Raw genomic sequence first — 20,493 nt, forward strand, 5'->3', positions numbered from 1 at the left:
CTTTGAATGTTATAAAACAGATTAATGGCTTTTTTTCATGAATGATAATGGTTAATTTTCACATATCTATGAATTATACTCATGGTTTTATTTGGGTTGATCAATCGTAGGTCATGACATGATAGAACGCGCTCATTTAGCCATTATCCGCGCCGTGGATGATAAAGGTACGTTAACCGAAGCCGCCGATGCGCTTTGCTTGACGCAGTCAGCTTTAAGCCACTCCATTAAAAAACTTGAGCAACACATGGGGACGGAGGTATGGCTGCGAGAAGGCCGTACCTTGCGTTTAACTCAGGCAGGACATTATTTACTGTTACTGGCCAAGCGTTTGTTACCGCAGTTTGAGCATGCCGAACAGTTAATGTCTCAACTAGGGCGCGGCGAGCGGGGCGAGTTGAGAATAGGGATGGAATGCCACCCGTGTTATCAATGGCTATTGAAAATAGTAGGGCCTTTTTTAGAGCGATGGCCTGATGTGGATATCGACGTAAAACAAAAGTTTCAGTTTGGCGGTATTGGGGCGTTGTTTAATCATGAAATTGATTTATTAGTGACCCCAGATCCACTTTATCGGCCAGGGCTCATTGTTACGCCTGTATTTGAGTATGAACAGCGATTAGCGATCAGCGCGCAACATCCATTAGCCAACAAACCTTACTTATTGCCAGAAGACCTGCAAGACGAAACATTAATCAGTTATCCCGTTGAGAAAGACCGTCTCGATATTTATACCCAGTTCTTTTCATTGTCTGAATTTACCCCTAAAAAGCATAAAGAAATAGAAACCACCGATATTATGATGCATATGGTGGCCGCAGGCAGAGGCGTTGCGGCTCTGCCGGGCTGGTTGATTGATGAGTATGCAGACCAACTTCCTATAAAGTCGTTACGACTGGGGTCAGAGGGTATCGCAAAACATATCTCGCTCTGTACTCGAGAAGCCGATGCCCGCTTAATTTATGTGCAAGATTTTATCGAGTCTGCCTGCAAAGCGGGCTAATTCAGCAAAGACACAATCAAACGTTGATAATTGAGTTGGCCCCATATATAGTGCCCATTCTTTGGTTTTTTACGTCTATGTTGTGTTCTTTATTTGTACAACATCGTAAAACTAAGAGGGAATCCGGTGAGAATCCGGAACTGACGCGCAGCGGTATTGGGGAACGAACGCGACACGAGTGGTTAACACTCAGGCACTGTTTTTGGTTGGTAATCATTAAACAGCAAGCCGTCGTTGTAGGCGATAAAGCATCATGCTTTTGATGGCCCCTAAGTCCGAAGACCTGCCTAAGATCTCATCATGGTGAGCGTTATCACTATGTTCTGAGAATTAATCATACCTTCGCGAAAAGGGTAATGAAAATGTGTTGCTACGTTTTTGTTTTGTGCTGTCTGGTCATCTAGACGTTCAGCCCTTTCGTGAAGTTATTGTCTTTTCCGCGAATTGAAAACAAAGGCGTTGATCATGTCTTCAGAATTATCTGCCCAAGTGGGGGTTAACCCCTCCATATCTACTCCTTCAATAACTAGCACCGAAGGGCTTAGCTCATTTCAGGTCATTAAACGTAATGGCCAAGCCGTTCCTTACCACGACTCAAAGATTGCGACGGCGATAACAAAAGCGATTTTAGCGGTTGAGGGCAGTTCTGCCTCCGGCTCAACACGGGTCAAAGAAACCGTTGATGCATTGACTCAAACGATTAGCGCTAACTTCTACAAAAATAAGCCTGAAGGCAGTGCGATTTCCATTGAAGAAATTCAAGATCAGGTCGAATTGGGCCTGATGCGACAGGGTCTACACAAAGTGGCGCGAGCGTATGTATTGTACCGCGAAGAACATAGTAAAACCCGAGCCAGTGACGAAGACATCTCGGCTCAGTCTAAGACCTCTTCCCACGCCAACATTAAAGTATTGAATGCCGATGGGTCCGAATCGCCACTCAATATCGGCCGAATCAAAACCATTATTCACGAAGCTTGCGCAAGCTTAGACGATGTGAATGCTAATGATTTGTTCGAAAAAGCACAAAACAACCTCTATAACGGCATTAAACAAAAAGACATCGCCACGGCATTGATTATGGCGGCGCGTACACGTATAGAAGAAGAGCCTAATTATGGCTATGTAAGCGCAAGGCTATTATTAGACTCGATGCAACAAGAAGCCTGCCAGTTTTTGGATATCGCGACGCCAGACTCCTTTCAAGATATGAAAAGCCTTTATGCTGATTTGCTCAGCGTGACCTTGAATAAAGGGGTGGAACTAGAGCTGATGTCTGCAGACTTATTGGCTTTTGACTTAAAGCGCATAGCCGAGGCGATCAGGCCAGAACGAGACTTTCAGTTTACCTATCTTGGCCTGCAAACCCTGTATGACCGTTATTTCATTCATTGGCGAGAAACCCGTTTTGAGTTGCCGCAAATCTTCTTTATGCGAGTCTCGATGGGCTTGGCGCTGTTAGAAGATAATCCGACAGAGCGGGCGATTGAATTTTATCATTTGTTATCGACATTTGATTACATGTGCTCAACACCCACCTTGTTTAACGCAGGTACTAACCGGCCTCAGTTGTCATCCTGTTATTTAACCACTATTCCCGATGATCTGGCGGGAATTTATGATGGCATGAAAGATAATGCTTTGTTGTCAAAGTGGGCCGGTGGTTTAGGTAACGACTGGACGCCGGTACGTGCTTTGGGGTCACTTATTAAAGGCACCAATGGCCAATCTCAAGGCATTATTCCATTCTTAAAAGTCGTCAATGATACGGCGGTTGCCGTCAACCAAGGCGGCAAGCGGAAAGGGGCGGTCTGTGCTTATTTAGAAAGCTGGCACTTAGATATCGAAGAATTCTTAGAACTACGCAAAAATACCGGCGATGAGCGACGTCGCACCCACGATATGAATAGCGCCAACTGGATTCCAGACTTGTTTATGAAACGCGTCTTTGAAGATAAAGAGTGGACGCTGTTTTCGCCTAATGACGTACCTGACCTACACGACTTATACGGCCAAGCGTTTGAAACTCGCTATCAAGAATATGAAACCATGGCGGCGAATGGCGAGATGCGCTTATTCAAAACGGTGTCTGCCAAAAATTTATGGCGAAAAATGCTGTCGATGCTGTTTGAAACAGGCCATCCGTGGATCACTTTTAAAGACCCCTGCAATATCCGCTCGCCTCAGCAACATAGTGGTGTCGTGCATTCATCTAACCTGTGTACCGAAATCACCCTCAATACCCGCGAAGATGAAATTGCCGTCTGTAACTTAGGCTCGGTCAATTTGGTTAACCATATTCATGATGGCAAGTTAGACGAGGCGCACCTGCAAAAAACCATTAAGACCGCGATTCGCCTGCTCGATAACGTGATTGATATTAACTACTACGCCGTACCACAGGCGAAAAACGCGAACTTGCGTCATCGTCCGATCGGCATGGGCATTATGGGGTTTCAAGATGCCCTCTATGCGCTAAAACTCCCTTATAGCAGTATCGAAGCGGTTCATTTTGCTGATCAGTCTATGGAGTTAATTTCATATTACGCGATTGAAGCCTCAGCCAACTTGGCAAAAGAGCGGGGGGCTTATGAAAGTTATGAGGGCTCTCTGTGGAGTCAGGATATATTGCCCATTGATTCACTTAAACGCTTGAGTGAAGAGCGGGGTGAGCATTATTCAGTGTTTGATGATTCCACACAGCTCAACTGGCAGCCCCTTAGAGATTTAATTAAAGCTAACGGTATGCGTAATTCAAATGTGATGGCTATTGCGCCAACGGCGACTATTTCGAATATCGTGGGTGTCTCGCAATCCATCGAACCGAGCTATCAAAACTTATTTGTTAAATCGAACTTATCGGGTGAGTTTACCGTGGTAAACCCGTGGCTGGTGGATGAGCTGAAAGCTTTAGGTTTATGGGATGCGGTGATGATTAATGACCTTAAATATTACGATGGCTCTCTCAAACATATTGAGCGCATACCAGAGGCCTTAAAAGCGCGCTTTGCGACGGCGTTTGAAATTGACTCACGTTGGTTAATTGAAGCCGCCTCACGACGCCAAAAATGGATCGATCAAGGGCAAAGCCTAAACTTATATATGTCAGAAGCGTCAGGAAAACTGCTCGATAACCTCTACAAAACGGCCTGGACGCGAGGCCTGAAAACCACCTATTACCTCCGATCGCTAGGTGCGACCCACATGGAAAAAACCACCAGTGAAGCAAGCCCCAATATGGCCAGTGTCGATCATTCAACCAACACCATGACGTCAGAGCCTGAAAGCACCGACTTTGAATTAAACCAAGCGGCTGAAGCCCCACAGTTTTGTTCAATACTCGATCCTGAATGCGAAGCGTGCCAATAACCCCCTCATCGACTGGAGAATGATTATGAATACACCCAACTGGGACGACCCACTCGCCGCAGCCATTCCATCAAAAGCGTCGGTTATATTTGAAGGGCAGCATAAAAACATTATGGATAACATCAGTGAATTGGCTGAAAAATTACCCCCCGTGAACCCAGATGATAAGCGGGTGGTTAACGGCCTGACGGATGTAAACCAACTCGCCCCGTTTAAGTACCCATGGGCGTGGGAGTTTTTCTTAAATGCCAATAAAAACCATTGGACGCCTTTAGATATCAACATGTCGCAAGATGTTCACGATTACAACCACAAACTCACGGTGGAAGAAAAGCATGTATATGAAAACGTGCTCTCTTATCTCACTACCTCTGACATTATGGCCATGCGTAATATCGGCCTCGCGGTGATGGAGAAAATGACCGCGCCTGAGTTGCAAATTTATCAGGCCCGTCAAGTCTATGAAGAAGCGATGCACACATGGACGTATCAGCACTGTATTGAAACCATCGGGTTAGACCAAGGCGAAATCTATAATCGCTACCGTGTGGTGCCTGCTATTTATCGTAAGATAAAACTGGCTAATACGCGTTTAGATTCGGTGATGCGCAGCGATATTGATTTACATAACCGTGACGATTTAGAGCAGTTCGTCATGGCCTATATTTTCTTTGCGGGTATTTTTGAAGGGTGTTGGTTCTATAACGGCTTTAGCCCTATATTTGCGTTGCAGCGCAGAGGGTTAATGAAAGGCACCGGGGAGCAATTGCAATACATCATGCGAGACGAGGTTATGCACTGTGCCTTTGGTATTCGTGTGGTTAACCAGATTGTAAAAGAAGAAAACTTAACGCTAGACCCAAAAGCGATTCAAGCGATGTTTGAAGAAGCAGATGCGGCAGAGCAGTCTTATGCAGATTACATTCTAAAAGATCCGATACTCGGCTACTCGGCTGAGGAGCATAAAGCTCAATTCAGGTTTATCGCCAACCGTAGGGCTAAACAGCTAAAATTAGCTGTACCGTTCGCCAACGCAAAAAGCACCCTGCCTTGGTTAGATGAACAGGCCAATATGCGTAAGGAGAAAAACTTCTTTGAAACGAGGGTGACGGAGTATCAGACGGGGTCTTCTTTAAACTGGTAGACAGCAACCAACAAAATGCTTCTTTAAAGGTCAACACCTTTAAAGAAGCACAGCCCCCACCCATCCCAACATACATCACGCGACCACGAGGATGACAAGCTGGCCCTTGTAGCCGTGATGCAGCGCAGCGGAATCAAGGAATCCAACCTGTGCGCTCAGCCACCATTCCCTGATTCCAGTCGTTCCTCCTTTCATCAAGGCTACAGGTCATGACTTAAAATGTTTCTGTTGATTTAGCCTAAAATCCCACAGTTCCCCACATTCGCGAGGGTGAGGATTTGGCCCTTGTAGCCGTGATGCAGCGCAGCGGAATCAACGAACCCCTCTTACCATGTATCACTCCGTTTCCTAATTTCTTTGGCATGGTTTATTTGTGATAGAATGGCGGCCTTTGCAGGTTGGATGATATCTAACTTGATAGTGTTTGATTTTTGGAGAATACGAGATGGCTGTTGTTCGTTGGGTTCTAGGGCGTTTGATTTTAACTTTGAATTGGTTGTTTAGCCCTAGAGGCATCAAAAGGTCTGCAGAAGATCAGCGCGCTGTCGATGCTCTAACCGCTAATTTGGCGCTTTATCAATACGAAGCATGTCCGTTTTGTGTGAAGGTTCGTCGTGCGATGAAGCGTAACTCACTTAAAGTAGCGCTTCGTGACGCCAAGCGAAACGAAACTTACAAAAATGAGCTATCAGAACAGGGTGGTAAGCTTAAAGTGCCTTGTTTGAGAATCGAAGAAAAAGGCGAAGTACGTTGGATGTATGAGTCGTCAGAGATTATTAACTTTCTTGAATATAAAGCCTCTCAGGCATAGTTTCGCTTTCTAGGTAACGAGTGCCTACCCAAAAACGACAGTCATTCCCGCAAGTAAGCTGAATTGCAACGTAAGAACGCGCACTCCGGTGGGCGGGAATCGATGATTTGAACGACAGTAAAGCACTTGATTCTCGTCTTCACTGACTCATTGGCATTAATCACCAGACTAGCAGGGTGAGACATGATTTTTGAATGTTTTGGTGTTCATATCAGGCTACAATAGGTCGTTCAGTCTTTGCCGTCTTAAGAATCTATCTGGTTTTATTATGTTTCGCTTTTTCGAAAATCTCATTAAGCCCTTTCCCTCTACTGTGCCTACCCAGCCACCTAACAGGCTATTGGCTTTTTGTCGTCATTATACTCGTGGAATGGAAGCGCCTTTAATACTCATGACCATTCTCACTGCTGCGCTTGCTATTTTAGAGGTGGCCTTATTCGGTTTTTTAGGGGAGTTAGTCGATTGGTTAAGTGTTAAAAACCCCGAAACATTATTACAAGAAGAAGGCGCAACGTTGTTGGGTATGGGCTTTCTGCTGCTCGTTGGTTTACCGCTGATCGTGCTGCTACATGCCGCTATCGTGCATCAGGCGTTATTGGGTAACTTTCCCATGCAGATTCGTTGGATGGCGCACCGGTATTTGCTGCGCCAGAGTATGTCGTTTTATCAAAATGATTTTGCAGGACGTATTGCAACTAAGGTGATGCAAACATCTTTAGCCGTGCGTGAAGCCGTTATGAAGCTGCTTGATGTGATGGTGTATGTGGTCATTTATTTTGCTGCAATGTTGGTGTTAATCGCTCAAGCTGACTTACGGTTAATGCTGCCTTTGGTGGTGTGGTTAATGCTTTATGCCTGCCTGCAGTATTATTTTATCCCGAAACTCAAAAAAGTTGCGACACGCCAAGCGGATGCACGATCTTCAATGACCGGTCGGATTGTCGATAGCTATACTAATATTGCGACGGTAAAACTGTTCTCTCATAGCAAGCGTGAATCGGATTATGCTAAAGAGAGCATGGATGAGTTTCTGGGAACTGTTTATCAACAAATGCGTTTAGCAACCGGTCTTAATGCCAGTGTTCATGCGCTAAATTACGCTTTAGTTTTCAGTGTAACAGCGATGTCTATTTGGCTGTGGATGGAAAGCGCCATTACTGTTGGCGCTATTGCTATTGCCGTGAGTTTGTCGCTGAGACTTAATGGCATGGCCCAATGGATTATGTGGGAAGTCAGCGCCTTGTTTGAAAATATCGGTACAGTCAACGATGGTATGACAACATTATCGCAGCCACTTGAAGTGACTGATGCACCTGATGCTAAAGACCTTTTAGTGACTAACGGCGAGCTACGATTTGATCAAGTTTGTTTTCACTATGGGCAGCAGGGAGGTGTGATTGATGACCTGAATCTGCACATCAAACCTGGTGAAAAAGTCGGTTTGGTCGGGCGATCAGGAGCGGGTAAATCTACGTTGGTTAATCTGTTATTACGATTTCATGATTTAGCAGAAGGGCGTGTACTGATAGATGGACAAGATATCAAAACCGTTACGCAAGATAGCTTGCGCGCCCAAATTGGTATGGTGTCACAAGATACCTCACTGCTGCATCGCTCTGTACGAGACAACATCCTGTACGGCCACCCTGATGCCACCGAAGAGCAGATGATTGCCGCTGCGAAGTTTGCTGAGGCTCATGAATTTATTCAAGGGTTAACCGATGCAGAAGGTCGCACGGGCTATGATGCTCAAGTAGGTGAGCGAGGCGTTAAGTTATCGGGTGGTCAGCGACAACGCATCGCTATTGCCCGAGTGTTGCTAAAAAATGCAGCGATACTGTTATTAGATGAAGCAACATCAGCACTTGATTCAGAAATAGAAGCGGCGATTCAACATAGTCTTACTAAACTAATGGAGGGTAAAACGGTTATTGCTATCGCACACCGTTTATCCACCATCGCGGCTATGGATCGCCTGATCGTATTGGACGATGGCAACGTTGTCGAACAGGGTACGCATCAAGAACTTGTGGCCAGTGGCGGTATTTATGCACAGCTATGGGCGCACCAATCGGGTGGGTTTATTGGGGTTGAGGCATAAACACTCATGAATATTACACTATCAGACCATGCAGGCAGCCTCCAACCCGAACCAACGGTTGAGCAAGCGCGCTTTAATAAACTCTGGCAAGAGGTAAAAAAGAAGCAAGCGCGCAATGAAAAGCTCAAGCAAGAGATGGACGCGTTGATGGCGACGTATACCGCAAAGGTGATGCCGGTTGAGTTAGGTATAGAAGAACCGTTGATTTTATTGGCGCGTCGTTTAGTTGATTTCGCCAGCCGAAAAAGTCTCGCCGACTGGCAGCGTGGCGAGTTACAAGATTGGATTGCAGAAACGCTGCATGAAGTGAGTCAATACAATGCGGCTGAAGCAGACGCTATTAGTAATGATTATAACCAAGTCATTGCGGACTATTATGATATATCGGTCGAAGAGTTAACGGGGCCTCCAGAGATAGAAGATGACATCGACGCAGCTGTGCGTGAAGCGTTTGAATCGATGACGACCGATGATGAAACCCCAATTGGTCAAGAAGACCTGTTTGGACTTGATGACGATGAAGATCGTGCTTTTTTTGAGCATGAAGCAGCAGGGCCCAAGAAAAGCGCAGACCGAAAAGAGCAACCGATAAACGAAAAGTGGATCCGCAACTTGTTTCGTCGAACCGCTCGTGCACTTCATCCTGATAAAGAGCAAGATCCCGCGCAGCGTTTACATAAGCAAAAGCTGATGACGCAGTTGCTAGATGCTCGCGACCAACAAGATATCATGACGATGATGATGCTTTACAATGAGCATACTGAAGATGGGGCGTTATCCCTTGAATCAGAAGAAATCGAGAATCTGTGCGATTTACTAGAAAAGCAAAAAGATATACTGGACATGGATCGAGTCGCTTTAATTGATGAAAGTCCGATGCATTATGCCGTGCATGACAAACTGTACGCGGTCAGCCAAAAAGCTCGAGATAGAAAGTTAAAAGAACATTTAGATGACGTTCAAGCCAGTATTAAGCGTAAGTTCAAGTTAGTGGAATACTTACGTAACCTCAATAATTTAAAGACAGTGTTAGAAGAGCGTTATGAAGATCATCGTTATATCTAAACGTTGTCACAAGTCTTGTTTGATAAAGATCCATTATCAACCATAATAAAACGTTAGGGTATGGTGTACCACTACACTTAAATAATAAGTGCTGTGTTAGTTTTGGCTGTATTTAGTTACAACAAACTAGTTTGGTAAAACTTAATGGATAACGATATAGAGGCTCTCGAGCGCCAGCTGCGTGATTATAGACGCCTGTTTAACGAAGCAGAAGTCGCGATAATAATTGTTGATCGAGAGGGTAATTTCAACGATTGCAATAAGGCCTACTATAGCTTGATGGGCTATATAGATAAGCCTGTTATGGGCCAATTTCATCCGAGTGATATATCGCCTTTAGAACAGCCAGATGGCAGTAACTCGACTGAAAAAGCACGCAGGATGATTCAACAAGTGCTTGAGCAAGGAAAGTGTAGTTTTGAGTGGACGCATAAAAAGCTTGATGGCTGCGAATTCGTATCTTATGTCACGTTGGACGTAATTTCTTTTAATAATGAGGATATGATTCGTGCATCTATTCATGATATTTCAGAGCAAAGAAGGCTCGATCGACTTGTTAAGGCGCGCACAAAAGAACTAGAAATAAAGAATCGAGCATTAGAGCACTTGGCAAAAACAGATTGGCTTACTGGCCTATATAATCGTATTTATTTGGATGAGACTCTTCAACAGGAGCAGCACCGTTTTGAGCGTTATCTTAATACATTTGGAGTGATACTGATTGATTTAGATTACTTTAAACAGATTAATGATACATACGGTCATCAAGTGGGTGATCAAGTGTTGATTGAGGTATCAAAGCTACTAAAGCAACATTGTCGAAATGTCGATACTGTGGCGCGTTGGGGCGGCGAAGAGTTTTTGATCATTACGCCAGAAACAAACCTCGAAGGCCTTAAAGTAATAGCAGAAAACCTTAGAGAGAATATTGAGTCCTATTCTTTTCCCCAAGCGGTAACCGTTACTGCAAGCCTTGGCATATCTATTTTCAGAAAGGGGGATAGTGTTGAGAGACTTATTTCTCGAGTAGATAAGGCCTTGTACAAAGCAAAGGACAAAGGCAGAAACACTGTAATTGAAGCGTGACCCAGCCTATTTTTGAAATTGAAGTATCGAATTTGAACCAATGCAGGTTATCGCCCCGATAAAAAACAGCATAATGCCGCCACCAAGTACGGTTAAGCATATCCACAATAACTTAGTGTATTTATGGGCCTCTCCAAGCCACTGGCTATGGCCAGAAGACTCCATAAAGTAGAGCAGCGCCCCGCCTACCGCGAGCGAGAATGCGCCGACATAACTCCAAACCGGAATTTCGCGAATACCAGCCCAAAGTGAAAAGAAAACTACCGGCGCTAAGTACATTGACGCAGTACCACTAACGGCTACAGCGCTGAACAAGTCTTTATTACCGAAAAATACCATCGCTAAACCTAGCAGCATGAATAAAACCATCACGATGCGACCATTTTGAATCGTTGGTTTGATCACCCTCATATCCACGGCCACCAATTTTGCAGAGCTAGATAACGTGCTGTCTAATGTCGACATCGCAGAGATCACCAGCGCCGCATTAAAAAGAAACATCGGCATATCACCTAATAAGCGATTAAGTACCGTATTCATCGCTTCGCCTGCACTGGCATTAGCGCCTGCAATCACACCAAATGAACCGAAAATCATGATGCATATTACGCTGACCCAGCCTGCATGGAAAAAGCTAAGGCGGGTGGTTTGACGGTCGGCTATAAACCCACGATCCATCATGACAGGGTCGTGCATCGGGTAACTCCATATCTGCAATAGTGCTACTAGCAACAATATCGGCCCAGGCTCTGACATGACAAACGGTGTTGCCAAAAGATTCTCAGCAGTCACAAGTCCATCTGAAAAAACCATAAAGACCAGCATCACCAGTACGGCAATAAATACCACCATCTGAAAAACATCGGTGCGTAATGAGGCATGCAAACCGCCTAACATGGAGTACAGTAGCGTCACTGCAGCAAACGCCATTACGGCCAGGGTATATGCCGAGCTGCCTGCGCTGCCAAATAAAATGCCAATCACCAGTATATTGGCAAACACCTCACTGACGAGTCGTAAGCCAATTACGAAGTTGTAGCAGCGAGTGCCGACAGAGCTAAAACGCGCGCGCAAAAAATCTTGAATACTGTTAAACCCATGCTTGAATCTGAGTGAGTCAATAATCAAACCACCGGTCAGAAACGATAGGTAATATGCGGCATACGCGATGGTGCCCCAAATGCCATAATAAAAGCCTAAGATAGCGGCATTTAGAAGAGAGCGCGCGAATATCCAAGTGGTCACCTGGCTGAGGATCATCGTCATTAACTTGGGTGACTGACCATTGGGAGAGAGACCCGCAAAGAAACCTGATTCAGTTCGTGCCTTGGGTGAAAGTAATATAGATACCAACGCTATAATGGCAATGGTTATCGGCAATGCAAGGCTCATTCAAAGCTCCGTTTTTGGGTGGTTAACATCCGGCCGCCATTAATAAATTAGCGATATATCATATTGGGCTGGTAATAAATGGTTCAGAGTAGAGAATATGTGATTAGTTCCCTAAAAATATCAATATATTGCAGCCGGTAATTACAATGTTAGCTCTGCAATATTTGTAACGGCAAACTCAACAGTGTGTCGCCAGAGCTTGCAAAGTACCAAATAATCGCCACAAAGCTGGCCACTGTGCCTAAATACCAAACCGTGGTAAATATCTGACCATAGCGATCAAGAGGCAGCAAATGGCTTTGGTGTCGGCCTTTCCACTCGAAGAAGATTTCAATGCTGCCAATCAGTAATAAAAAACCAAGAAGCGCTAAGCCAAGGCTATAACTCAACCAAACCCCAAACGCCGCAGCTAACACACAGACGACCAACCCAATTTTGCTATTCATTGAAAAGCTAACACTTTTTAAAATATGCCCGCCATCCAAGGGTAAAATAGGAAGTAGGTTGAAAATATTGAGCAAAGCATTAAATGTGGCAAGGCCGGCAAAGAAGATATTATCGGTTATCCAATAAGCCACTACACAGGCCAGAGACATAATAAGGCCAAAAAATGGCCCCATAATTGAGATCACCACATCTTGCCAGCGGGTGTTTATTTTTCCGTCGGTGAGCGCTAAACCACCAAAGAAAGGAATCAAGTAGATGCCTTTAGTCGGCATGTTAAAGTATTTCATTGCACGAATATGGCCATATTCATGGAACACCAGACAAGCGAGCAGGGCTAACGCAAATTGAAATGAAAAGAACCACGAATAAGCCGCGAGACTGGCGCCGGCTAAAATAACCTTGATTAACTTCGCGCTTTTCAGTAGTTTCATGCCGAGTGACGCCAAACCAATCAGGCTGAGCTTTCGTTTAGTATCAACCGGGCGCTCAGGTACTTGTTGTTCGATATCTTTACTATTCCGAGCGCCTGTAGTGTAGTTTTCACCGTTAACAAGTACGCGGTATTGAATGTTGAAGGGTTGCCATTGCAGGTCGACTTCAAGGCGGCACTGAACAAGCTCTATTAAAGGCTCTGTCGGCACTGTATCGTTATGTGTGGGTTCAGTAGGAGACTCCCTGGCTTGATTAAGCGGGGCGTTACGAACAAGTTTCATTTCAAAATGATGAACTTTAGAGTCAGAATCATCAGCAGATGCCGCAATTTCAGATACTAAGTTATCTCCCCAAAAAAGCTGCTGCCAGCCCGCCATCGAGCCCTCTAAACGAAGGTTTTTACCCAAGAACTCGACCTTTAATAATTCCACTGCTATATCACCCGTTTAATCATTGTTAACTGCGCGAGATTATGCCTGTTATAGGGGAAGGAGCCAAGCCATTACGCGATAGCCAGCAGCCGCACTACCACCGTTGGCTCGTAGCCGCGATGAAAGGAGGCGCGACTGGAATCGAGGAGGGATGTGACATACGAAGTTTGAAATTAGGTTGTGTGGGGTTTTGAGGGGAATTTCCTTGACTCCGCTGCATCACGGCAACGGGTTATGACTGGTTGAAGTGAGTTATTTCAAGGCCCTAAACGAGTCCATTCGGCTAGTGTTTCGGGAAACAGCCAAACCAACACCGCGGCGAGCGGGAAAAAATAAAAGTAAGCGTTCATCAAATGGTAGATATAAGGAGACGCGCTTTTTAGTTCCATAAAGTGGTCGATGACCAGTCGTGCTTTAATCACGATCATCGCACTAATAACAATAGTGATAAGCAGGCCGGGTTCGGCCTGTTCTGCGATGGAGGCACTCAACAGTGTTAGCGCCATTAGTATTAACCAATACACGTTGAGGTGTTTGCCACCTGCGGTTGAACCTGCCAATTTACTCATCTCGTCACCCTGTAGACTGGTGTTTACATTCTTTAGTGCTGTTAGCGCAATACGTAAAGCAGTGGGAAAATCATAATCCAAGCAAGGTCGATCATATGCCAATAGCAAGCGGCGGCAATTAGCCCTGCGTGGTTGTCTGCGGTGTATCGCCCTGACTTAATCTGTGAGATCGCCCAGATAATGCCGCCGCTACCCCACCCCACGTGAAGCATGTGGTTAAAGGTGGTGTAGTAGTAGACAGCAAAAAAATTGTTGGTATTAACTTCGATGCCTCTATCAATGTTCCACTGGTACTCCCAGTATTTAATAATCAGATAAAGCATACCGGCGCCAACGGTCATCCATAGCCACCGAACAGCGGCCTCGGGCCTGTTTTCGCGTAAGGCAAAAATCCCTTTAACCACAAAAAAACTACTAGTGATAAGCACTAAAGTATTAATGGTGCCTGCCGTAGTATGAAGCTCAAGCGGCCCTGCCAAAAACTCGTCTGGGTAGTGAACGCGGGCAATAAAGTAGATCACAAAAAAGATAGCAAATTCTGTAAGCTCAGAAAAAATGCCCACCCATATCGCGGGGTTGCCAGGGATAACCTGAGGGTCAAAGGCTTGCTTAAGGTTGTCTGTCGGTGCGGTTTCTAGCGCCAATGTGCCATCTTGTGGGTGGTTATTTGATTGACTCATATTCAGCCCTAACATCTTTAGTACAGCTTTACGTACCTACCATCATACGCCTGAATGTTGAGTGTGGAATAGATATGCATCAAGGATGCTTTGTTGACAATATTTGCTTAGCCAAATATGATGCGAGCCCATGAATAACAATACCCAAACCACCCAATATTATGCTCAGTTTTTTAAATGTCTTTCTGAACCTGTGCGCCTGAGAATTTTGTTCTTATTGCATAAACGAGGAGAGCTCTGCGTGTGTGACTTGGTCGATACGCTTGAAATATCGCAGAGTGTGGTGTCTCGCCACTTGGCCTATTTACGTACTCATGAGTTGTTGAACTCTCGTCGAGAAGGTGCTTGGATCTATTACACGTTAAGCGATGATCATGTATTTTTAAACGAAGTTATGAATGTTTTTGTTAAAGATGGCGAAAATTCTGATCAGTTTCTAAATGATATAAGCAGGCTTTCCGAGCCATCGAACAGTTGTTGTTAGTATTGAGGTAATCCACATGACCATTAAAATCGCGATTAACGGCTTTGGCCGCATGGGGCGACTCGCTTTGCGTGAAGCGTGGGCGTGGCCTGAAATTGAGATTGTTCATATCAACGAGGTCCGTGGCGATGCCAAAACCGCGGCGCACCTGATTAACTTTGACTCCGTTCATGGGCCTTGGACGCTGCAAGCGGAAGCCCAAGATGAGCGGTCGTTGTTGATTGATGGGAAGGTGGTTTCTTATTCAATGAACCGCGATATAACCGCAACAGATTGGCAGGGTGCGGATATTGTTGTTGATTGTACGGGTGTGCATAAGACGACACCTGCTTTGCAGCCATATTTTAGCCAAGGCATAAAAAAGGTCGTGGTATCCTGTCCAGTAAAAGATGGCCCGTTGAATATTGTGATGGGAGTGAATGATCACCTATATGATATTGATCAGCCTGATATTGTTACTGCAGCGTCCTGCACCACAAACTGCTTGGCACCCGTGGTCAAGGTAATCCAGGAAGGGTTAGGTATCACTCATGGTTCTATGACCACTATTCATGATCTCACCAATACCCAAAGTATTCTTGACCAACCTCACAAAGACCTGCGCCGTGCACGTGCCTGTGGTATGTCGTTAATCCCTACTTCAACGGGGTCTGCAACGGCGATTGGGCTTATCTTTCCTGAGTTGCAAGGTAAGTTAAATGGCGTTGCGGTTCGGGTGCCTTTGGCCAACGCATCATTGACTGATTGTGTTTTTGAAGTATCGCGGGATACCTCGGTCGAAGAGGTGAATGAGCTACTTAAAAATGCGTCTGAACATCAGCTAAAAGGTGTTTTAGGTTATGACGAGCGGCCTTTGGTATCGGTTGATTACCGGGGCGATAAGCGTTCAGGCATTGTGGATGCTCTTTCAACGATGGTCATTAACAAGCGTCAGGTGAAACTGCTGGTTTGGTATGACAATGAAATTGGTTATGTGAATCGTATGATGGAGTTAGCGATTAAAGTTGGGAAAAGTGTGTAGAGCAACATGAGTGGGTTGAGCCAGAGTTTAAAACAGTATCTAGTCGTCACTGGAACTTACTGGGCATTTACCATTACCGACGGCGCGTTGCGGATGCTGGTGGTGCTTTATTTCTATCAGTTGGGTTATTCCGCGCTTGAAATAGCCATGCTGTTTTTGCTCTATGAGTTCTTTGGTGTGGTCACTAACTTGTTTGGTGGCTGGTTAGGTGCTCGGTTGGGGCTTAACAAAACCATGAATTTAGGTGTGCTACTGCAAATTATCGCGCTGGCGATGTTAGCCGTTAACCCCAGTTGGTTGTCGATACCTTATGTGATGGCGGCACAGGCGTTGTCGGGTATTGCTAAAGATTTGAATAAAATGAGCGCCAAAAGTGCGATCAAGTTTCTGTTGCCGAACCAAGAGCAGAAAGGGGCGTTGTATAAGTGGGTCGCCATTCTTACGGGGTCTAAGAATGCCTTAAAAGGCGTGGGATTTTTCTTGGGCGCTGCGTTACTTTCATGGGTGGGTTTTCAAGCATCGTTGTTGGGTATGAGTGCGGCACTGGTTGGGGTGTTTATACTCAGTGTGCTGCTGCTTCAGGGGGATATGGGTAAAACCCAATATAAGCCCAAATTCACGCAAATTTTCTCAAAAAGCCGTTCGATTAATATCTTATCCGCCGCTCGCATGTGCTTGTTTGGAGCACGAGATGTCTGGTTTGTGGTGGCATTGCCCGTGTACTTTGAGGTGGTATTGGGGTGGTCCCATACTCAAGTAGGCGTGTTTATGGCGGTGTGGATTATGGGGTATGGTTTTGTGCAGGGTATCGCGCCGAAGATTACAGGCCTTAAACACGGGAACATTCCTGATGGACGCACGGCGTTTTTATGGGTGTTACCCTTAATGCTGATTCCGCTATTGATTGCTGCGCCATTAACCGCAGATGAGCTGTTCGGTGAACTCATTAATTATGAATGGTTAGTGGTCGGGGGGTTGTTATTGTTTGGCGTGTTGTTCGCGATTAACTCATCCGTGCACTCTTTTTTGATTCTAGATTACGCCAAAGAAGAGGGTGTCTCGCTGGATGTAGGGTTCTACTATATGGCGAACGCGATGGGACGTTTGTTGGGAACCATTTTGTCAGGGGCGGTGTATCAACTGGCAGGGTTGGAAGCCTGCTTGCTAGTATCGGGCTTGTTCTTATTGGTGACAGCGGTTATTTCAGTGAAACTGCCAAGGTCATATTCAGGCCTAAGTTAATCTCAATCGCTATGTTAAAGCTGACACCTGAGCAAGCGGTCTTCAAACACTGATCCAATCAACAATAGATTGCCACTCACAGAACCTACGGTGGAGCCTGAAATATCTTCTCCTGCACTTAAATAGACCTCAGAAAACGTAGGCGGTGTTGCCTCAACGTTGATTTTTATAATTTGTGAGGGGGATGGGTGGGTGGCATCACTGGCGTGTGCTAGAAAGTCTAGTAGCCTTGGGTGGGCGCCTAGCCATAGGTGGCCTACCTCGTCCCATTCGAGATTATCTGCGCCGGTATCAACCAGAATTTATCCGCGTTTACTGAGTGACCCGTTGCTAGTATCTCGGTCAAAAATACTGATTTTTCGATTCATTATTTCAGCGACATACAGTGTTTTTAAATTGGGGCTGATGGCAATACCATTGCTGAATTGTAACCCTGTTACAACGATGTGCCCCTGCTTGCCGTCATAGTAGCTAACAGTCGATAGAGGTAAGCCGAGATAGTCTTCGAGTGGTTGCATCCAATGACCTGGAGGGTAGCCATGATCGTTGGTGGCGTAAAATTGAGTTGGGCTTATTGCGACGATATCGTTGGGTGACACCAGTTCAGGGTAAGTGATGGATTGACGATGTGTGAGTGTATCAACGTCATTGATATCAAATATCTCAATCTGTTGCTCACCATTGTTTCGATGGTTAATGACAAATAACACGTCTTCGTCTTTATCATTATGGTAAAGGTAGATGCCGTGTGGGTGAAAGTCTTTAGAGAAACTTGAGGTCAATAACAGGGGGCGCGCATCAGGCTTTGAGAGGTCTAACCCGTAAATACCGCCGCTAACTGGTTTGTTGGCCATAGTGGCTCTGCGATCATCGGCTGAGATATAAGCAAATTGATTGGCATGATCAATGGTAATATCTTCTGCGCCGGTGACGCCTGTAACAGGCTTACATTGACCTGAAAAATGCGGTTCAATGGGGTAGAAAGGGCTGACACTCATATAGCCTCTATAAGCTAATATGCAGATGAGTGTAATAATACCGATGGATAATAATTTGAAAAAGTGAGGCATAAGATACCTTTATTATTGTTATAAGAGAGGCCACTTATTCATTATAGGTGTTGCTCGTGACACTAGACCTTACTGAAAACCATAGGCTTTCTAGTACATTAGTCAACTTTATTGCGTTTGTCATACCTTGTTTGAGTGTCTTGTGTGATAGGTGTTGGAACGCAGGTAAAGCGCTAACCATGGCGATGGGGGCGCCCAGTTTAGCGTGCAAACAAGCAGCATCAAACCAAGGGTTGCCAAACCCCGCGTATTCCCAGTCCAGTACCGTGAGTTGCTTTTCATGGCCACAAATATTGCCGGGGTGAAGGTCGTGATGGGTTAAACACAAAGGGACTTCGGGGAGCTCGCCAAACCTATTGATGAGTTCATCTAACAATAAGAGATAGCTTGTCTGGGCGGAATCAACAAGATCGTTGAGAAGGCGGCTTCGGTAGGCATTAAATAAGGCTGTATAGTCAAAACGGGCGGAATCAACAGGCGGTATTCGCTGCCATTGTGTAACGGACTCAATCAATAAGGGGGAAATTGCTTGGCACGCCGTTCGACTGATTGTTTCACCGTGATGTTGCATCACGCACCAGCCTTCTTGCCAATGATTTTTAATCACCTTGGGAGCCCAACGATAGCCTTGTACTAGCGCTAATATTTGCGCCTCAGATTCCCGAGATACACCAAAGGCTAAATCTGCCGCTGCATTAATCCTTAATATGAGTTTTTCTTCCCCCCATTGAGCACTTAAAAGGCGATTGGTGGACCCTTTCGACGCAATGGCTCGCCAAGGCAAAGGCGTACCAAGAAATTGATTGACGGATTCAAACATAAGGCGGTCTGATTCTGTGCTGTCTGATTTTGGGGAAGGGGTCACCTTGATAGCTCCTCCAAGGGGAGTGTGTTAGAATTTTTGCATCTCTTATCGGGGTGCCTGAAAAGTATAGTTAGTGTCCATCCATAAGTACCGTAAATGCACCTTCTTGTCATCCTCGCGAAGGCGGGAATGACAGACGTTACAGAATGGGCACAGGTTAGAGTCTATCTTACAGGCTGAGAATTTACCCGTAGAACCTGATTCGGCTAATACCGGCGTAGGGAATGAGCGATGCCAGCTTAAAATTTCTGCGCGTCTCTTGCTCTCCACGTTTTTCTTGATTGTTGTGTTTGAGGAACGTATGAAAAAAATATTGTCTGTTACCGGCGCGCTTCTATTATCGGCCTCCTCATATGCAGCCGACCTCACTATATATACCTATGACTCATTTGTATCAGAATGGGGCCCCGGGCCAAAGCTTGAAAAGGCATTTGAAGCGCAGTGCCAATGTGACATGGTGTTTATTGCGGTTGATGACGGCGTTAGTATTCTTAATCGTTTGCGCATCGAAAAAACCAAGACTAAAGCTGACGTTATTTTAGGTATTGATGATGCCTTAATTGAGGTGGCGCGTGGTGAAGAACTGGTTCAGCCGCATGGTGTAACGGTCACAGGATTAAAGCAAGAACTTAACTGGTCTGATGCTGATTTTATTCCGTTTGATTACGGCTATTTTTCATTTATTTATGACAGCCAGAAAATCACGACACCGCCTACTTCACTAAAAGCATTGATTGAATCTGATGCTCCTGTTATTTACCAAGACCCCAGAACCAGTACGCCAGGACAGGGGTTAATGTTATGGGTTAAACGTGTGTACGGTGATCAGTCAGATACTGCTTGGGAGCAACTTGCAAAGCATACAGTTACCGTTACTAAAGGCTGGTGGGAAGCTTATAGTATGTTTTTGAAAGGCGATGCTGATTACGTTTTGAGCTATAACACTTCACCGGCCTATCATGTGGTGACAGAAAATAAGACACAATACAAAGCCGCTGAGTTTTCTGAAGGCCATGTAGCACAAATAGAAGTGGCGGCGATCACTCAAGCATCAAAAAATACACCTCTTGCTAAGGCGTTTTTAACATTTCTTATTTCACCAGAGGCACAGACGATTATTGCGACTAATAATTGGATGTTACCCGTCGTCGATGGCCTCACATTACCCGCGGTATTCGCCGAACTGATCACGCCTAAACGGATTGGTTTTACACCTAAAGAAGTAGCCGAACAGCGACAGTTTTGGGTTAGAGAATGGCGTAGTGCTGCCACTCGATAAGG

General features: G+C 45.3%; 17 protein-coding genes and 1 riboswitch. Of the genes, 11 read left to right on the forward strand and 6 right to left on the reverse strand.

Annotation, left to right across the window (positions count from 1 at the left end):
* Positions 1 to 118 precede the first annotated feature (118 nt).
* From NKI27_RS00480 to NKI27_RS00510, 7 genes are all read left to right on the forward strand, one after another.
* A complete protein-coding gene (locus NKI27_RS00480) occupies positions 119 to 1,003 on the forward strand; it encodes a LysR family transcriptional regulator (protein ID WP_265047740.1) in 885 nt (294 codons plus the stop codon).
* 50 nt (positions 1,004 to 1,053) lie between these two features.
* A riboswitch (cobalamin riboswitch) is annotated at positions 1,054 to 1,308 on the forward strand.
* Between the two features lie 160 nt (positions 1,309 to 1,468).
* Entirely contained in the window at positions 1,469 to 4,372 is a 2,904-nt protein-coding gene (locus NKI27_RS00485) for a ribonucleoside-diphosphate reductase subunit alpha (protein ID WP_265047741.1), read from the forward strand.
* Positions 4,373 to 4,397: 25 nt separating this feature from the next.
* Complete coding sequence (locus tag NKI27_RS00490; protein WP_265047742.1) at positions 4,398 to 5,516, forward strand: ribonucleotide-diphosphate reductase subunit beta; 1,119 nt, start codon at positions 4,398 to 4,400, stop codon at positions 5,514 to 5,516.
* Between the two features lie 445 nt (positions 5,517 to 5,961).
* Positions 5,962 to 6,327: a glutaredoxin domain-containing protein gene (locus NKI27_RS00495; protein WP_265047743.1), complete on the forward strand. Its 366-nt coding sequence runs from the start codon at positions 5,962 to 5,964 to the stop codon at positions 6,325 to 6,327.
* 268 nt (positions 6,328 to 6,595) lie between these two features.
* Entirely contained in the window at positions 6,596 to 8,428 is a 1,833-nt protein-coding gene (locus NKI27_RS00500; protein WP_265047744.1) for an ABC transporter ATP-binding protein, read from the forward strand.
* Positions 8,429 to 8,434: 6 nt separating this feature from the next.
* Positions 8,435 to 9,493 carry a hypothetical protein gene (locus NKI27_RS00505; protein WP_265047745.1) on the forward strand — a complete coding sequence of 353 codons (1,059 nt, stop codon included), beginning with the start codon at positions 8,435 to 8,437 and terminating at the stop codon, positions 9,491 to 9,493.
* A gap of 144 nt (positions 9,494 to 9,637) precedes the next feature.
* Complete coding sequence (locus tag NKI27_RS00510) at positions 9,638 to 10,579, forward strand: sensor domain-containing diguanylate cyclase (protein WP_265047746.1); 942 nt, start codon at positions 9,638 to 9,640, stop codon at positions 10,577 to 10,579.
* A gap of 6 nt (positions 10,580 to 10,585) precedes the next feature.
* Here the strand turns inward: NKI27_RS00510 and NKI27_RS00515 are convergent, their stop codons facing one another.
* The 4 genes from NKI27_RS00515 to NKI27_RS00530 all read right to left on the reverse strand — a co-directional run bounded on the left by NKI27_RS00515 (position 10,586) and on the right by NKI27_RS00530 (position 14,530).
* Entirely contained in the window at positions 10,586 to 11,971 is a 1,386-nt protein-coding gene (locus NKI27_RS00515; RefSeq protein WP_265047747.1) for a sodium:solute symporter family transporter, read from the reverse strand.
* Positions 11,972 to 12,120: 149 nt separating this feature from the next.
* Positions 12,121 to 13,281, reverse strand: a complete 1,161-nt coding sequence (locus tag NKI27_RS00520) for a site-2 protease family protein (RefSeq protein ID WP_265047748.1) — start codon at positions 13,279 to 13,281, stop codon at positions 12,121 to 12,123.
* A gap of 257 nt (positions 13,282 to 13,538) precedes the next feature.
* Entirely contained in the window at positions 13,539 to 13,850 is a 312-nt protein-coding gene (locus NKI27_RS00525) for a cytochrome C oxidase subunit IV family protein (RefSeq protein ID WP_265047749.1), read from the reverse strand.
* 41 nt (positions 13,851 to 13,891) lie between these two features.
* Positions 13,892 to 14,530 (reverse strand): cytochrome c oxidase subunit 3 family protein, encoded by a 639-nt coding sequence (locus NKI27_RS00530; protein WP_265047750.1) that lies wholly within the window; start codon positions 14,528 to 14,530, stop codon positions 13,892 to 13,894.
* 130 nt (positions 14,531 to 14,660) lie between these two features.
* Here NKI27_RS00530 and NKI27_RS00535 point away from each other — a divergent pair, with 130 nt between their 5' ends.
* Genes NKI27_RS00535 through arsJ form a run of 3 tightly spaced genes read left to right on the forward strand, consistent with a single transcriptional unit; the run spans position 14,661 to position 17,277 of the window.
* Positions 14,661 to 15,014 carry an ArsR/SmtB family transcription factor gene (locus NKI27_RS00535; protein WP_265047751.1) on the forward strand — a complete coding sequence of 118 codons (354 nt, stop codon included), beginning with the start codon at positions 14,661 to 14,663 and terminating at the stop codon, positions 15,012 to 15,014.
* A gap of 16 nt (positions 15,015 to 15,030) precedes the next feature.
* The gene (locus tag NKI27_RS00540; RefSeq protein WP_265047752.1) at positions 15,031 to 16,035 is read left to right on the forward strand and encodes an ArsJ-associated glyceraldehyde-3-phosphate dehydrogenase; all 1,005 of its coding nucleotides are present in this window, start codon (positions 15,031 to 15,033) and stop codon (positions 16,033 to 16,035) included.
* A 6-nt stretch (positions 16,036 to 16,041) separates the two neighbouring features.
* Complete coding sequence (gene arsJ / locus NKI27_RS00545) at positions 16,042 to 17,277, forward strand: organoarsenical effux MFS transporter ArsJ (protein ID WP_265047753.1); 1,236 nt, start codon at positions 16,042 to 16,044, stop codon at positions 17,275 to 17,277.
* 302 nt (positions 17,278 to 17,579) lie between these two features.
* Here the strand turns inward: arsJ and NKI27_RS00550 are convergent, their stop codons facing one another.
* Positions 17,580 to 18,275, reverse strand: coding sequence for an SMP-30/gluconolactonase/LRE family protein (locus tag NKI27_RS00550; protein WP_265047754.1), 696 nt, complete (start codon positions 18,273 to 18,275; stop codon positions 17,580 to 17,582).
* A gap of 106 nt (positions 18,276 to 18,381) precedes the next feature.
* The gene (locus tag NKI27_RS00555; protein WP_265047755.1) at positions 18,382 to 19,212 is read right to left on the reverse strand and encodes a phosphotransferase; all 831 of its coding nucleotides are present in this window, start codon (positions 19,210 to 19,212) and stop codon (positions 18,382 to 18,384) included.
* Positions 19,213 to 19,513: 301 nt separating this feature from the next.
* Between NKI27_RS00555 and thiB the strand changes: the two genes are divergently transcribed.
* Complete coding sequence (thiB, locus tag NKI27_RS00560) at positions 19,514 to 20,491, forward strand: thiamine ABC transporter substrate binding subunit (protein WP_265047756.1); 978 nt, start codon at positions 19,514 to 19,516, stop codon at positions 20,489 to 20,491.
* Positions 20,492 to 20,493 lie beyond the last annotated feature (2 nt).

The sequence above is a fragment of the Alkalimarinus alittae genome, from assembly GCF_026016465.1.
Taxonomy (GTDB): Bacteria; Pseudomonadota; Gammaproteobacteria; order Pseudomonadales; family Oleiphilaceae; genus Alkalimarinus; species Alkalimarinus alittae.

Coding starts and splice junctions, on each gene's coding strand:
- NKI27_RS00480 (WP_265047740.1), top strand. CDS start 119: ATGATAGAACGCGCTCATTTAGCCATTATCCGCGCCGTGGATGATAAA.
- NKI27_RS00485 (WP_265047741.1), top strand. CDS start 1,469: ATGTCTTCAGAATTATCTGCCCAAGTGGGGGTTAACCCCTCCATATCT.
- NKI27_RS00490 (WP_265047742.1), top strand. CDS start 4,398: ATGAATACACCCAACTGGGACGACCCACTCGCCGCAGCCATTCCATCA.
- NKI27_RS00495 (WP_265047743.1), top strand. CDS start 5,962: ATGGCTGTTGTTCGTTGGGTTCTAGGGCGTTTGATTTTAACTTTGAAT.
- NKI27_RS00500 (WP_265047744.1), top strand. CDS start 6,596: ATGTTTCGCTTTTTCGAAAATCTCATTAAGCCCTTTCCCTCTACTGTG.
- NKI27_RS00505 (WP_265047745.1), top strand. CDS start 8,435: ATGAATATTACACTATCAGACCATGCAGGCAGCCTCCAACCCGAACCA.
- NKI27_RS00510 (WP_265047746.1), top strand. CDS start 9,638: ATGGATAACGATATAGAGGCTCTCGAGCGCCAGCTGCGTGATTATAGA.
- NKI27_RS00515 (WP_265047747.1), bottom strand. CDS start 11,971: ATGAGCCTTGCATTGCCGATAACCATTGCCATTATAGCGTTGGTATCT.
- NKI27_RS00525 (WP_265047749.1), bottom strand. CDS start 13,850: ATGAGTAAATTGGCAGGTTCAACCGCAGGTGGCAAACACCTCAACGTG.
- NKI27_RS00530 (WP_265047750.1), bottom strand. CDS start 14,530: ATGAGTCAATCAAATAACCACCCACAAGATGGCACATTGGCGCTAGAA.
- NKI27_RS00535 (WP_265047751.1), top strand. CDS start 14,661: ATGAATAACAATACCCAAACCACCCAATATTATGCTCAGTTTTTTAAA.
- NKI27_RS00540 (WP_265047752.1), top strand. CDS start 15,031: ATGACCATTAAAATCGCGATTAACGGCTTTGGCCGCATGGGGCGACTC.
- arsJ (WP_265047753.1), top strand. CDS start 16,042: ATGAGTGGGTTGAGCCAGAGTTTAAAACAGTATCTAGTCGTCACTGGA.
- NKI27_RS00550 (WP_265047754.1), bottom strand. CDS start 18,275: ATGAGTGTCAGCCCTTTCTACCCCATTGAACCGCATTTTTCAGGTCAA.
- thiB (WP_265047756.1), top strand. CDS start 19,514: ATGAAAAAAATATTGTCTGTTACCGGCGCGCTTCTATTATCGGCCTCC.